Raw genomic sequence first — 15370 nt, forward strand, 5'->3', positions numbered from 1 at the left:
AGGTCAGACGGATTGCAGTGCACGCATGAGATCGACCATGCCGCTGCCCTGGAAGGCGGGGTCGCGGTTCAGTGAGGTCGCTGATTCGACGAAGATGCGTTTCACGGCCTCGGGTTCACTGACGAACTCGCGCTGCACCGACAGGAACGCCGCGATCGCTCCGGACACATGCGGTGCGGCCATGCTGGTGCCGCTTTCCTCGACGTACACCGGCACGCCGGGCTTGACGTCGATCTGGTTGGTCACGGCCTCCCGGCGCTCCCCGGCCGCGGCCGAGGTGATGCGCTCACCCGGTGCGACCAGGTCTGGCTTGCGCCGCCCGTCCCCGGTGGGGCCACGTGAGGAGAAGTACGAGACACCGAAGGTGTGCGGCGAACTTCGGTGTGTGGAACCGACGGTGATGGCGCTTTCGGTGTTGCCGGGATCGTTGATCGTCATGTCCGCGGTGAACTTCACCGAATCCTTGCTGAATGCCGTATTCAGCGACACATAGCCGGAATTGCCCGCGGCCACGACCACCACCACGCCCGAGCGCACGGTCTTGTCGACCTCGATACACATCGGGCTCTGCCCGCAGGCATACCACTCGGCGTCGAACTCGTATCCGAGGCTGAGGTTCACGCCGTGTATCCGCGGTACCCGCTCACTTCCGGCGTTGAGCTTCCTGACATAGGCCAGCGCCTGCATGACCCGGCTCACCCGAGAGGTCTGGTCACCGGGGCCCAGCACCTTGAGGCTCACCAACTTGGCCTTGGGCGCCATACCCGCCAAGCGGTCCGGATCCGAGACCGTGCGCGGTGCGGTGATCGGATCGCCGCCATGCTCAGGGTCATTGAGCCGTTTCTCGACCACCACGACATCAGCGGGCTTGCGACCCACCAGGCCTCCGGCGATGATCCCGGCCACGTGCGTGCCGTGCCCATCGGTGTCGGTCAGCGGAGCGTCGCCGCCGGTGAAGTCGTGGTGCAGATCGACCACCGACGGATGACGCAGGTTCTGGTACTCCGCGAAGTGCGCGTGCGTCTCGTCGATCCCGGAATCGACCACGGCCCAGACGATCCCCTCCCCGAAGCTGTCGAACGACCGCTGCGCGGCGACGGCCTTGATGGTGGTCGAGGAGGCGTCGATCTGGGTGTGCACCTCGAAGTCCGGCCAGATCCGGTAGATCGCCCGCCCGGCCCAGGTCTGTGGGACGGCGTCGGCGGACACGAGCGATTTGATCTGGTCCGACGTGAGGTCGCCTGCCATGAACTGATCGGCCAGCGGCACCGGAGTTCCCGCCCCGCCGACCATCTCCCACAGCCGTCTCACCCGCTCGATCGCGTCGGCCACCGACGGCTGGAAGGTGAGGTTGAGCTCGACCATGATCGGTATGGCCGTGGTGCCGTCCGCCTGGGCCATCGCTGTGCGCAGTGGCGCGGTCACGACGCCGGCCAGAACCGGGTCGCGTTTGGGTGGTTCCGGAGTTCCGACCTGGGGTGGCGGTAGATCCGTGGGAGCCACGGCCCGCACCGCCGGCCCGGTTGCGGACCCGGCCCGTTCGCGGGCGTCCGCAACAGCGGCACGGCCGGTGTCGGTCAGTTGCACCGTCGTGCTCTTCGGCGCCTTCGGGGCGATCAGCTTCCGTCGGCGCAGTCCGGTGACGGCATCGTGAACGCGGTTGTGCCAGTAGGGTTTGTCCTTCTCGTACTGTCGGTCGCGCTCGTCGAACCTCGATGCGAACTTGGCGGCGACCGTCTCGGTCAGCAGTGCCATGTCTGCGGTAGTGCCGGCGTCGTCCAGATCCCCCAGCGCACTGAGCACCCGATCCGCCCAGTCTTCCCCCGTTGAACTCACCGCACTCCTCGGCATAATCAACCACCCCAGGTTTTCCTGCGTCGATTGATCGTCGCTCAGCCGAGCCACGCGCACACGCGTATTCGACTACTCGATACTCGGCGAAGCGTCGGTGCCGGTTCGAGTAGCCGACTACTCATGTCATTTCTGCTTCCGTGAACAACAATCGAGGCCGACAGGCTCGATATTTCGGCCGGAGGGAAACAACGAATGGTGACCACGGCGAGACAGACGCCGGCGTTCGTCGCCGCAGTCTGGTCCCGGTCGCGATCGCTGACGGCCACCTTCGCGGCCCGCGTCGCCCAGTACATCGATCAGACGGTGGGTTGGGCCCGACTGCCCAAGGCGATCGGGCTGGCCGTCCTGATCGGACTGCGCCATCAGCTGCGAACGTCGAATCTGTATGCCGCTGAACCGGGCCCGATACCGCCGGGCGGTCCTGCCGGGGCCGGCAACTATCTGGGCGCGCGCACCCGCGACGGGTCCTACAACGATCTCAAAGTCCCGGGCATGGGGTCCGTGGGTTGCCGGTTCGGCCGTAACGTCCCGCCGGAACACTCTTATCCGGAATCCGACCAGCGACTGCTCGACCCCAATCCACGGTTGATCAGCCGCAGCCTGCTGACCCGCGACAGCTTTCAGCCCGCGACCACATTGAACCTGCTGGCCGCCGCGTGGATTCAGTTCGAGGTGCACGACTGGTTCGCCCACGGCTCGGTCGCCACCCAACCCTGGGTGGTGCCGCTGCTCGACGACGATCCGTGGCCCCAGCGACCGATGCGCGTCGAGCGCACACCGCCGGACCCTCAGCCCGGGCCGGCCGGCCCGCCCACTTTCGTCACCCAGGAGTCGCACTGGTGGGACGCGTCCCAGATCTACGGGACCACACCGGCATTCGCCAGCGCCCTGCGTGCACCCGACGGCGGCAAGCTGCGCATCGACGAGTCCGGCCTGCCGCCCGCCGAGGTCGAGGCCACCGCCGACCTCACCGGCACCGCGGGGAACTTCTGGGTGGGCCTGGCACTACTGCACTCGCTGTTCATGCGCGAGCACAACGCCATCTGCGACCACCTGGCGCAGAAGTACCCGTACCTCACCGGCCAACAGCTCTACGACAAGGCGCGGCTGGTCAATTCCGCCCTGATGGCGAAGATCCACACCGTGGACTGGACCCCGGCCATCATCGCGCACCCGACAACGGTGACAGCCATGCGGGTCAACTGGTTCGGGCTGCTGGGCGAGAAGCTCGGCCCCCGGTTCAGGCGAAGCTTCGGACGCGTGAGCAGCAGTCCCCTGCTGCACGGCATCCCCGGCTCGCCCACCACCCATCACGGGGTGCCGTACTCGTTGACCGAGGAATTCGTGGCGGTGTACCGGATGCACCCGTTGATCCCCGACGAGTTCACGTTCCGCGCACTGGCCGACGACCACGTCACCGCCCGGCACGAGCTACCCGAGCTGTCGGTGCTCAATGTGCGTGCCCGGCTGGCCGAAACCCCGATGTCCGACCTCTTCTACTCCTTCGGCCGCGCCCATCCCGGCGCGCTGTCGCTGCACAACTTCCCCAGGCATCTGCAGCACCTGCACCGGGTGGACGGCACCCTGATCGACCTGGCCACGATCGATCTGATCCGCTGCCGGGAACGAGGGGTGCCGCGGTACAACGAGTTCCGGAAGCTGTTCCGGCTCAAGCCGGTGAGGACGTTCGAGGAGCTGACCGGTGACACCGCGCTGGCGGCCGAACTGCGCGAGATCTACGACGACGACGTGGACCTCGTGGACCTGGTGATCGGCCTGTACGCCGAGCCCAAACCATCCGGATTCGGCTTCAGCGACACCGCATTCCGGGTCTTCATCCTGATGGCCACCCGCCGCCTGGAAAGCGACCGCTTCTTCACCACCGACTTCCGCGAAGAGACCTACACCGTCGCCGGCATGAAGTGGGTGCGGGACAACGACATGCGCTCGGTGTTGTTACGCCACTTCCCCGAACTGGCTCCCGCCCTATCCGGTGTGGCCAACCCGTTCGCCCCCTGGTCCCCTGTCTCCCCCATCAGAAAGGCCTCCGCATGACCGCTGCCATGACCGCCGCCGACGTACGTCGCATCGTCGAAAGCCTGAGCCCGGTTCCCTACCGCGAGAATCTCGAGCAGCCCAGGGCGGACGAGGCCGAGGACATCGAGAAGATCATCGGGTCTCTGCACAAGAACAACGAACGGGCCTACAAGAAGTTCAAGCACGGGCTGCGTGACGCACACGCCAAGAGCCACGCCATCCTGCGCGGCGAACTCATCGTCAACCCGGATCTACCGGAGGTGCTCGCCCAGGGCATGTTCGCCGAAGCGCGCAGCTACCCGGTGATCGCCCGTATCTCCACCACCTCCGGCGTACTGCGCAGCGACCGCAACCGCGGCGTGCGTGGACTCGGAATCAAGGCCATCGGCGTGCACGGGGAGCGCGCCATGAAGGACCCGACCGACGAATCGAATGTCACGCAGGACTTCGTGCTCGTCACCCACGAGGAATTCCTGTTCGCCGATGCACACGCTTACCGCAGGCTGGGAATGCTGAGCGCCACCCTGCTCGCCCGGTTGTCTGACGGCGCGCTGTGGGCAGGCAGCGAACTGCTCAGCGCGCTCAACAAGATCGGCCTGCCGATACCGCCGAATCTGGCCGTGTTCATCGCCCCGAACCGTCCCATCCTGGGCGAGACCTTCTACTCCTCCGCCCCGATCCGGTACGGCGACTATGTGGCACGTTTCAAGTACGAGCCGACCTCACCGGAGGTGAAAGCGCTTGCCGACCAGACCCTTCCGCGTAATCCCGGACAGGACGAGCACCGCGATCTGATCATGGCGTTCTTCGAAAAGCACTCCGCCGAGTACACGTTCAGCGTGCAACTGTGTCTGGACGCGAAACAGATGCCGATCGAGGACGCCACGAAACCCTGGAAATCCCCGTACCTTCCGGTGGCCAAGGTGGTGTTTCCCCAACAGAACCCGTACAGCGCGCTGCGCCGCGCCTACGGCGACGACGTGCTCTCGTTCAACTCGTGGCGCGGCCTTGAGGCACATCGCCCACTGGGATCCATCAATCGGCTGAAGCGCAAGGTGTATGAGGCGTCGAGCGACTTCAGGCACAAGATGAATCACATCGACCGACACGAGCCCTTCGACATTGCCGAACTGCCGGACTGAGCCCCAGCGAACGGGAAATACTTGCAATGGGAAGAACATTCGCCCCTACGGCCGACACCCGACGCCCTGTCGACCCTCTGTTCGGCAGCGATCCGGGCCTGGTACCCCTAGACTCAGGATTCATGCCTGGTCAGTGGCAGCTTTTGGACCGGCCCGCCGAGCACGAGGCCATTCGGGCCGCCCTCAGCGGGACGGACAGCTGCGGAGTCGTGCTCGTCGGAGCTGCGGGTGTCGGCAAGACCACCTTGGCGCGCACCGTCACCGCATCGTTGAGCCGGAAAGTGCACTGGACCGCATGCACCGAGTCGTCTCGCAGCATCCCGCTCGGCGCGTTCGCCCACTGGGTGTCGTCGTCGGGGTCACGCGACCCCATCGCCCTCATCGGCTCGGCACGCGAATCACTTGTGGCCGACGGCGACACCATCGTGGGGATCGACGACGCGCATCTGCTCGACCAGTTGTCGGCGACACTGTTGCACCAGATCGCCGTGGAGCGCTCGGGCCACGTGGTGGCCACCGTGCGCAGCGGTGAGCCGGTGCCCGATGCCGTCACCTCGCTGTGGAAGGACGGCTACCTCCAGCGCTTCGAACTCAACCCGTTCACCAAGCAGCAGAGCATCTCGCTCATCGAGACCGTCCTCGGCGGAACGTTGGAAGGGCTCAGCGCCGACGTGATGTGGGAGACCTCGGGTGGCAACCCGCTGTTCCTGCGCAACATGGTCGAGGGTGCGGTCGACGCCGGCACGCTGACGAAGGTCAACGGGGTGTGGCAGTTCCGCGGCCCCACCGTCATTCCCTCCGGACTCGTCGAACTGCTCGACGAACGCCTGGCGCATGCCGGCGAGGATGTCCTGCACGCGCTGAAGCTGCTGTCACTGTGCGAGCCACTCGACATCGATGCACTGGCAGAACTGGCCGGCGAGGACGCGGTGGACGCGGCCGAGATGCGCGGCCTGATCCGGATCGTCGCCGACGACGGCCAGATCAACGTACGCTTCAGCCACCCGTTGTTCGGCGAGGCGGTGCGCCGCCGGGTCGGCACCGCGTCCGCCCGGAAGCTGCGGGGCCGCATCGCCAAGATCCTGCACGAGCGCAACCTCGACTCCCCTGCGAGCCGAATCAAGTTGGCAGAGTTGGCCATCGAGAGTGACCAGGGTACCGACATCGAACTGCTGATCACCGCCGCCAAGGACGCGGTCTTCCTGTCCAACCTCCCACTCGGAGAGAAACTGGCCCGGGCCGCCTTCGACCACGGCGGTGGACTCGGCGCGGCCGCACTGCTGTCCCGCGCGTTGTTGTGGCAGGGCCATCCGGCACAGGCCGACAGCATCCTCGAGCAGTTCTCGCCCGCAGACCTCAACGAGATGGAACTTGTGCAGTGGGGCATTCCGCGGGTGTCCAACCTGTTCTGGTCCCTGGGCGACGTGACGCGCGCCGCTCAGGTGCAGGCCCTCCTGCAGGAGCGGGTCACCCATCCGACCCTGCGACTGATCGTCGACGCCACCGGCGCCGGTATGGCCGTGCACCAGAACAAGATTCCCGAAGGTCTCGAGATCGCCGAACGGGTCCTGGCGAACCCCGAAGCACCCCGACAGGCCGTGGATTTCGCGGCGTTCGCTGCAGGCCTGTCGATGCCGCTGGTGGGCCGGGGCAACGATTTCCTGCCCATCGCGTCGCGGTGCCGCGCTCAACGCAAGACCACCGACGGCATGGTCCGGATCATGGTGTTCTACGGCGAGGTGCTGGCCCTGGCCTACACCGGTCAGCTCGAACTCGCCCAGCAACGCGCCACCGAGTACACCGAGTTCTCCTCGGCCGGCCAGTTCGCCGGCTGGGCCATCGCCAAGATCATGGACGGCGTGGCCGCGACCCACAGCGGCCGGTTCCGCGACGCGATCCGGGCCATCGAGCAGGCCCTGGCCGCGCTCAACGCCGAGAGCTCCCTGCCCTGGCAGCTGCCCGGCCGACTACTGCTGGCCCGCGCCTACGCCGGGGTGGGTAACCCCGCCGACGCCGAACGGGTACTCGACGACGCCAAGGAACACTCGGGCGAGTTCATGGCGCTGCACGAGCCGCTCCGGATGATTGCCAAGGCCTGGCTGGCCGCCGCCAAGGGCGGGCACCGCTCGGCGATCGACCTGGCCCGGGCTGCCGCCGATGCGGCGCATTCCTCCGGCCAGTTCGCGGTCGAGGCCGAGGCCTTGCACAGCGCGGCACGCTTCGGTGACCGCAGTGTGACCCGCCGCCTGCAGGATCTCGTGGACCGGGTCGACGGCCCGCTGCCCGCCCTCTACGCGCGGCATGCCGCCGCGGTGGCCGCCGCCGACGCCGCCGAGCTGGACAAGGTGGCCGCCGCGTTCGAGGAGGCCGGTCTGCTGCTGTCGGCGGCGGATGCCGCCGCCCAGGCGGTACCCCTGCACGACAAGGCCGGACACCGCCGCAACAGCACCGAATCTGCAGCGCACGCATTGCAATTGGCATCCAAGTGCGGCGGCGCGGCCACCCCCGCGATTCGATCGGCAGCCCGGCCCCTGCCGGTGACCGGACGCGAACGCGAGGTGGCCGGTCTGGTCGCCCAGGGAATGTCGAACCGCGACATCGCCGAACGACTGACCGTCTCGGTCCGCACCGTGGAGGGCCACATCTACCGCGCCTGCATCAAGCTCGGGGTGGCCGACCGCGACGAGCTCGCCAAGATCGTGTGGAACGACCTAGGTAGATGAGACCAGCGCAGTAGTCGATCTCAGTAGACGTCGCGCACATACCGCTTCTGGGCAACCAGTTCCCGCTTGTAGTCGCGCGCGGCATCTTCGGACATCCCGCCGTGGGTGCGCAGGATCGTCGTCAGCGTGGCGTCGACGTCCCTGGCCATCCGGGCGGCGTCACCGCAGACGTAGAAGTGGGCGCCGTCGTCCAGCCACCGCCACACCTCGGCCCCGCGGTCCAGCATCTTGTGCTGGACGTAGACCCGGTCGGCCTGATCGCGGGAGAACGCCAGGTCCAGCCGGCTCAAGAAGCCATCACTGACCATGTCCTCCAGGTCATCCCGATAGTAGAAGTTCTCCCTGCGGTGCTGATCGCCGAAGAACAACCAGTTGCGACCACCGTGCCCCAGGGCCCGGCGCTCCTGCAGAAAGCCCCGGAACGGCGCCACTCCGGTACCCGGGCCGACCATGATCATCGGCGTGTCCGCGTCCTCGGGTGGCCGGAAATGCGGTGAGCGCTGCAGGAACACCGGCGCCGCAGCCGCCCGGTCGGCGAGAAAGGTGGAACACACCCCACCGCGGGCAGCGCCGCCCGGCCCGCGGTAACGCACCATCGACACGGTCAACTGCACCTCGTGCGGACTCACCAACGGGCTCGACGAGATCGAGTAGTTTCGCGGGGTCAGCCGGACCAGAACCTCTTGCCACTGTTCGGGTTCGGCGTGCACCGCGAACTCGGTCACGATGTCGAGACCGTTGCGGTTGCGCAGCCAGTTACTGCGCCGCTCACCGGAATTGCGCAGAACCTTGGCCGCGCTGCGATCTGGGCAGGTATCGGCGACGAAGCGCAACAGGTCCGGCGTCACGCGGCAGATGTCGTACGACGAGATGAGGGCATCCCGCAGTGACTGCTCGACACCGTCGACCTCGATCTCCGAGTGGGGGTTCAGCGCGGTGGCCGCCAGCCAGGAGTCGACCACGGCCGGATCGTTACTGGCGTAGACACCCAGGGAGTCACCGACCGAATAACTCACGTCGTACTCGGAGATGTCGAAGCCGAACTGGCGCACCTCTTTGGCCGCGCTCGGCGTCGTCAACAGCTGGTTGCGCGCCAGGGCAGCCAGAATCGGTTTGGCCCTGGTGAATTCGTCCGGCTCGGTGGGGATGACGGTGCGGATGCCGCCGCCGACGACCGCCGGGGCGGGCGTCGCACCGGTGAGCGCCGTGGTGACCGAATCGGCCCAGCGCCGCATCGGCTCGTCATCGTAGGACTCGCAATCGGCGCGCTCGAGCAGCTTGGTGGCACCCAGATCGGCGAGCCGCCGGTCGAGCGATTTGGCGTGTCCGCAGAAGTTGTCGTAGGCCTTGTCGCCGATGCCGAGCACTGCATAGCGAACCCCGTGCAACTGCGGCGCATCCGGGGCCTGTAGCCGGCTCCAGAAGTCGGCACCGTTGTCCGGTGGGCCACCGTCACCGAATGTACTGGTGACCACCAGGATGTCGCGAGCGGCGGCCAGGTCGGCCAGTGCGAGGTCGTCCATGTTGACCAACGACGCCCCGTCGATACGGCCCGCCAGCCCGGCTGCGAATTCCTCGGCGGTGCCGGTCTGCGAGGCCCACAACACCAGCGGCCCACCGGGTGCCGACCGCTCGATCGGCGCACCGTCTCCGGCTCGTGAGTAGCGCCCGGCCAGCACGCCGTCCACCCACAGCCGCACCCTGACGCTCAGCGGCGCCGCGGCCGGAAGCACCGGGACGCCGACCGGGGCGTCCGGCAGCCCGGTGAAAAACCCTGCCAGGTAGATCTTTTCGTCCTGACTGAGGGCCGGTTTGTGCGCTGCGCTCAAGCCCATCTCCGCGGCGAGCGGATGCACTGCCGGGGTGCCGTCGATCGACCGGACCGGGCGCAGGCTGACCGCGCACACCTTGAACTCCGGCTGTAGCGAATCGGGGTCGACGGCGTCGTTGGTGACGGCGTTCACCGTCAGGTACTCGCCGTGTTCGTCGTTCCAGTGAAACGGTGCGAAGCAGTTGCCCGGCCGCACCCGGTCCGACAGCACCGCGGGGAGTACCGCCCGGCCACGCCGGGACGTCAATTCGACCGGTTGCCCCTCCACGATGTCGAGTTCCAAGGCGTCCAGTGGGTGGATTTCGACGAACGGCGCGGGATTGAGCTTGTTCAGCTTGTCCACCTTGCCGGTCTTGGTCATGGTGTGCCATTGATGTTGCAGCCGGCCGGTGTTGAGCACCATCGGATAGTCGTCATCGGGTAGTTCCGCGGCATCCATGTGCGGCCGGGCGTGAAAGACGGCCCGCCGCGACGGTGTCGCAAAGGCCAGCCGAGGCCGGTGACCGTCGGCGTCGACGAACAGTTCCTGGCTCACGCCGTCGTTGAGGTAGCGGATCGGGTGCCGGTCCTCCGCCCCACCGGGCCCGTCGACCGGAGGAACCGGCCACTGCAGCGGGGTCTGGCGCAGCCTCTCGTAGCCGGCGCCCCGCAGGTCGTATCCGGTCTTCGGGTTCGCGAAACCGCGGATCTCGGCGAAGATCTGTTCTGCCGACTGGTAATCGAAGTCTTCGGCAAAACCAAGGTGCGCAGCCACCTGGCAGATCAGCTGCCAGTCCGGCCGGGCCTGCCCCAGCGGGGCGACCGACGGGGACAGCAGGGTGAGGTTGCGTTCCGAGTTGACCATCACGCCTTCGGATTCCGCCCACAACGCCGCGGGCAGCAGGATGTCGGCGTAGTGATTGGTGGCCGTGGACCGGTAGGCATCCTGAACCACGACCAGCTCCGCGGCCTCCAAACCGTTGATCACCGTCTTCCGGTTGGCCACGCTGGCAACGGGATTCGTGCAGATGATCCAGCAGGCCTTGATCAAGCCCTGCTCCATCTGCTCGAACATTCCGATGGTGCCCGGGCCCACCTCGGAACGGATGGTGCCGGGTTCGACGCCCCACTGCGTCTCGACGAACGTCCTGTCATCGGCGGCGAGCACCGAGCGCTGCCCGGGCAGACCCGGTCCCATGTAACCCATTTCCCGGCCGCCCATGGCGTTGGGCTGACCGGTCAGTGACATCGGGCCGCTGCCGGGGCGGCAGATCGCGCCGGTGGCCAGGTGCAGGTTGCAGATGGCGTTGGTGTTCCAGGTTCCGTGCGTGCTCTGGTTGAGGCCCATGGTCCAGCAACTCATCCACTCCCTGGCCTCGGCGATCATCGCCGCGGCGGTGCGGATGTCGGCTTCGGGGATCCCGGTGATCGCGGCGACCCGCTCCGGTGGGTAGTCGGCCAGGAATTCCGGCATCGCCTCCCATCCTTGGGTGTGTTCGGCGATGAACTCCTGGTCGATGTCGCCGCGCTCCACCAGCAGGTGCAGCAGGCCGTTGAGCAGGGCCAGATCGGTTCCCGGGTTGATCTGCAGGAACAGGTCGGCACGTTCGGCGGTCGCGTTCCGGCGGGGGTCCACCACGATCAGCTTGGCGCCGGCCTTGAGCCGATCGGCCATGCGCAGGAACAGAATCGGATGACAGTCGGCCACATTCGCGCCGGTGACGAAGAACAGGTCGGTCCGATCGAAGTCGGTGTAGGAACCAGGCGGCCCGTCGGAGCCGAGCGATTGTTTGAATCCGGTGCCCGCGCTGGCCATGCACAACCTGGAATTCGATTCGATGTGCACGGTGCGCAGGAAGCCCTTGGCGAGCTTGGTGGCGAGGTACTGGGCTTCCAGCGTCATCTGGCCCGACACATAGAGGGCGACGGCGTCGGGACCGTGCTCATCGACGACGGCCCGCAGCCGGCGTCCGGCCTCGGCTACCGCGTCGTCCACCGGTGTCGGCAGCAGTTCATCCGCGCGGGTGGGCCGCAGCAAAGCGGACGTGAGCCGATCGTCGTCGGCGGCAATCAGCTCGGCGTGCATCGCCCCCTTGGTGCACAGCCGCCCGAAATTCGTCGGGTGCAGCTTGTCGCCACTGACCCGGGCGATCACCGTTCGGCCGTCATCGACCCTGGTGGTGACCTCGATACCGCAGCCGACGCCACAGTACGAACACGCAGTCCGCTGCGTCTTGCCCGGGATGGAACCCGGTCCCGCGTCGTCCGCCATGCCCCCATCGTGCGGTGAGGGTGTTGTCGGATCTTTCCGGCGACGTTATCCCCACGAAAACTGATCCTCACCGCGTGAAGATGCCGCCTGTGAGGGAAATAATCCCAGTTCAGGGTGTGTTAGTGGCGCTCCGGTTTGACCGCGAGAACCGGTTTGGGGCATTCCAGCAGCAGTTGTTGCGACACGCTGCCCAGCAACAGCTTGCCCACCGGACTGCGGTGCCGGATGCCGATCACCAGCAACTCGGCGTCGTCGGCGTCCATCGCATCGGGCAGTTCGGTGACCGCGTCCACGCCCACCGGCTGGCGCAACTCGAACGGCACGCCGCTCTCCCGCAGCCGTTCCTCGACGTCGTGGACCTGACCCGAACGGGCGAACCGGGAATCCACATAGGCCTCGCCCGAGGTCGCGTTGATCACCAGCACGCCGGTGCCGCGCAACCGGGCTTCGGCGATGCCGTGCTCGAGGGCGGCGATGCCGAAGGCGTCCGCGGTGTAGCCGATGACAATCATTGCCGGGCCGCCTTCTGCTGCTGATCCGCGTCATCCTCGACGATCAACAACGTCTCCTCACTGCGGTGCATCAGCTTGAGCACCAACGGCATCAACAGCAGGACCGCCATGAGCACATAGGTGACGATCGCGACCGGCTCGGTGAACAGGCTGGTCCAGTCACCGCCGCCGAGTTGCAGGCTCTGGCGCAGTTGCCGTTCGATGCGCGGGCCCAGGATCACCCCGATGATCAACGGCAGCACCGGCAACCCGAACCTGCGCATCATCAAACCCAACAGCCCGAACACCAGCAGCAGCGCCAGGTCCAGCGGTTGCACGTTGACCGCGAGCGCGCCCAGCGTGGCGAAGAACAGGATGCCGGCGTACAGGTAGGGCCGTGGGGTGCGCAGCAGCTTGGCCCACAGCGGCGCCAGCGGCAGGTTGAGCACGAGCAGCAGGAAGTTGCCGATGAACAGGCTGGCGATCAATGTCCAGATCAGCAGCGGTTCCTTCTCGAAAAGCGTTGGCCCGGGCTGAATTCCGTAGGACACGAATGCGGTCAGCATCACCGCGGCGGTGGCATTGGTGGGCAGGCCCAACGACAGCATCGGCACCAGGGTGCCCGCGGCCGAGGCGTTGTTGGCCGCCTCCGGACCGGCGACGCCCTCGATGGCACCCTTGCCGAACTCCTCGGGATGTTTCGAGAGTCGTTTCTCGGTGATGTAGGACAGGAACGTCGGCAGCTCGGCGCCACCGGCGGGCAGCGCGCCGAACGGGAATCCGTAGGCGGTGCCGCGCAGCCACGGTTTCCACGAGCGGGCGAAGTCCTGGCGGCTCATCCACGGCCGCCCCACCGGGATCACGTCCGCCGGCCGGCGGCGCAGGTGCGCGGCCACCCAGAGTGCCTCGCCGAGAGCGAAGATCGCCACCGCGATCACCACGATGTCGATGCCGTCGGACAGCTGCGGCAGGCCGAAGGTGGCACGAGGCTGGCCGGTCAGGAAGTCGATGCCGACGACGCCGATCGCCAGGCCGAGGAACAGCGAGATCGCGCCGCGCAGCTTGGACGAACCCAGCACCGCGGTGACCGCGACCAGTGCGAACAGCATGATCGCCAGGTACGAGGGGGCGCCGAGGGTCACCGCGAACCGCGAGATGGGCGGCGCGAACGCCGCCAGCAGCGCGGTGCCGATGGCGCCGGCGACGAACGAGCCGATGGCGGCGGTGGCCAGGGCCTGGGCGGCCCGGCCGGCCTTGGCCATCTTGTTGCCCTCGATCGCGGTGATCACCGACGAGGATTCACCGGGGGTGTTCAGCAGAATCGAGGTGGTCGATCCGCCGTACATCCCGCCGTAGAAGATCCCGGCGAACATGATGAAAGCCGCGCTCGGGCTGACGTTGTAGGTCACCGGCAGCAGCAGGGCCACTGTCATGGCCGGGCCGATGCCCGGGAGCACGCCGACGGCGGTGCCCAGCAGCACCCCGATCACGGCGTACAGCAGGTTCATCGGGGTCGCTGCCTCGGCGAAACCCTGAAGCAACCATTCGAAGTTGTTCATCTACAGAATCCCGTCCAGAATGCCTGCGGGCAGCGGGATTCCGAGCCCGGAGTAGAACGCGTAGAAGCTCCCCACCGAGAGCACCGTGCCGATCGCAAGATTGCGGAGGTAATGGCGATTACCGAGAATCGTTGCCGCCCCGGCGAACAGCAGTGCTCCCGTGATGGCCCAGCCCAGCGGTTTGACCAGGACGATCACCAACACGAACAGTCCGACCAGCAGCCCCACCGTGCGCCAGTCCCCCGGCATGTTCGGGTCGACATCCTCGCCGGCATCGGCCTCGCCCACCGATCCGCGCGGGATCGCGACCGCCAGGACCAGTGCGAGCGCGATCAGGATGATCCCGATCCCCAGCGGAAAGGCGCGCGGCCCAACGGGATCGACCTTGGCGAATCCACCGGTCAGCGTGAGCGCGTCGTAGATCAGGAATGCGCCGACGGCCACCAGGACCACGCAGACCAGATACTGGGCCTTGTCGACCTTCACAACAACCCCAATTCGCTCAGCGTCGTCGAGACGCGGTTGTCCTGATCACGCAGGAACTGTTCGAAGTCGGCTCCCGTGCTGAACGCGTCACTCCAGCCGTTCTTGACCAGCGCGTCGCGCCACTGCTCGGTGCCGTGCAGGTCGGTCAGCGCCCGCACCATCGCATCCTTGGCCTCACCTGAAATGCCTGGCGGCGCCAGTATTCCGCGCCAGTTGGTGAACGTCAGGTCGATGCCGGCCTCGCTCAGGGTCGGCGCGTCGATCCCCTCGACCCGCTTGGCACCCGAGACCGCCAGCACCCGGACCTGCCCCGCCTCGATCTGGTCGACGAACTCGCCGAGGCCGGTGGTACCCGCCGCGATCTTCTTGCCCAGCAGGGCCGTCAGCAGATCACCGCCGCCGTCGTAGGTGATGTAGTTGACCTTGCGCGGGTCGACTCCGACCGCCCGTGCGGTCTCCATGGGGAACAGGTGGTCGGGCCCACCCGGTGAGGATCCGCCGCCGATCGTGACCTTGGCGGGGTCGGCCCTCCACGCCGCCACGAGATCACCGATGGTGCGGAACGGCGAATCCCCCGGCACGAGAATGCCTTCCTGCTCCTCGACCATCTTGGCCAGCGCGGTGGCGTCCGAGGCGCGCGCAGAGGAGCCGTTGGTGTAGACGGCACCCACCACGCCGAGCCCCATCATCATCATGAGGTCGTCGTTGCCCTTCTCGTTCATCAGCCGGGCCATCGCCACGGTGCCGCCGGCGCCGATGACGTTGAACACCTCGATACGGCCCGTGATGTCGGTGTCCTCCATGACCTTCACCGCGGTACGGGCAGTCAGGTCGTAACCGCCACCTGGGCTGTTCGGCACCATCATGCGCAGCCGATGCAGACCCCTGGATTCGTCGCCGCGGGTAACCCCGCAGGCTGTGACCAGCATCAGCGCGACCACGGCCACCATCAGCCCGGCACCTAGTCGTCGAAACCTCATGGTCAGCAATACTGGA

9 protein-coding genes are annotated in these 15370 nt (G+C 67.0%); 3 read left to right on the plus strand and 6 right to left on the minus strand.

The window, feature by feature from the left end; all coding sequences use genetic code 11:
• Window positions 1-3 precede the first annotated feature (3 nt).
• The gene (locus AB0876_RS24030; protein ID WP_526043106.1) at window positions 4-1836 is read right to left on the minus strand and encodes a S8 family peptidase; all 1833 of its coding nucleotides are present in this window, start codon (window positions 1834-1836) and stop codon (window positions 4-6) included.
• A gap of 210 nt (window positions 1837-2046) precedes the next feature.
• Between AB0876_RS24030 and AB0876_RS24035 the strand changes: the two genes are divergently transcribed.
• The 3 genes from AB0876_RS24035 to AB0876_RS24045 all read left to right on the plus strand — a co-directional run bounded on the left by AB0876_RS24035 (window position 2047) and on the right by AB0876_RS24045 (window position 7756).
• Entirely contained in the window at window positions 2047-3909 is a 1863-nt protein-coding gene (locus AB0876_RS24035) for a peroxidase family protein (RefSeq protein ID WP_491840623.1), read from the plus strand.
• Between the two features lie 8 nt (window positions 3910-3917).
• Window positions 3918-5033 carry a catalase family protein gene (locus AB0876_RS24040; protein WP_491840763.1) on the plus strand — a complete coding sequence of 372 codons (1116 nt, stop codon included), beginning with the start codon at window positions 3918-3920 and terminating at the stop codon, window positions 5031-5033.
• 122 nt (window positions 5034-5155) lie between these two features.
• On the plus strand, window positions 5156-7756 hold the full coding sequence (locus tag AB0876_RS24045) for a LuxR C-terminal-related transcriptional regulator (protein WP_526043107.1): 2601 nt from the start codon (window positions 5156-5158) through the stop codon (window positions 7754-7756).
• 20 nt (window positions 7757-7776) lie between these two features.
• Here the strand turns inward: AB0876_RS24045 and AB0876_RS24050 are convergent, their stop codons facing one another.
• The 5 genes from AB0876_RS24050 to AB0876_RS24070 all read right to left on the minus strand — a co-directional run bounded on the left by AB0876_RS24050 (window position 7777) and on the right by AB0876_RS24070 (window position 15354).
• Entirely contained in the window at window positions 7777-11838 is a 4062-nt protein-coding gene (locus tag AB0876_RS24050; protein WP_526043108.1) for a bifunctional nitrate reductase/sulfite reductase flavoprotein subunit alpha, read from the minus strand.
• 119 nt (window positions 11839-11957) lie between these two features.
• Window positions 11958-12350 carry a universal stress protein gene (locus AB0876_RS24055; RefSeq protein WP_526043109.1) on the minus strand — a complete coding sequence of 131 codons (393 nt, stop codon included), beginning with the start codon at window positions 12348-12350 and terminating at the stop codon, window positions 11958-11960.
• Window positions 12347-13888 carry a tripartite tricarboxylate transporter permease gene (locus AB0876_RS24060; protein WP_491840619.1) on the minus strand — a complete coding sequence of 514 codons (1542 nt, stop codon included), beginning with the start codon at window positions 13886-13888 and terminating at the stop codon, window positions 12347-12349. Before AB0876_RS24060 ends, AB0876_RS24055 begins: the two co-directional genes overlap by 4 nt.
• Entirely contained in the window at window positions 13889-14374 is a 486-nt protein-coding gene (locus AB0876_RS24065) for a tripartite tricarboxylate transporter TctB family protein (protein ID WP_526043110.1), read from the minus strand.
• On the minus strand, window positions 14371-15354 hold the full coding sequence (locus AB0876_RS24070) for a Bug family tripartite tricarboxylate transporter substrate binding protein (protein WP_491840617.1): 984 nt from the start codon (window positions 15352-15354) through the stop codon (window positions 14371-14373). Before AB0876_RS24070 ends, AB0876_RS24065 begins: the two co-directional genes overlap by 4 nt.
• Window positions 15355-15370 lie beyond the last annotated feature (16 nt).

It is taken from the genome of Mycobacterium sp. NPDC049093, from assembly GCF_040704635.1.
Classification (GTDB): domain Bacteria; phylum Actinomycetota; class Actinomycetes; order Mycobacteriales; family Mycobacteriaceae; genus Mycobacterium.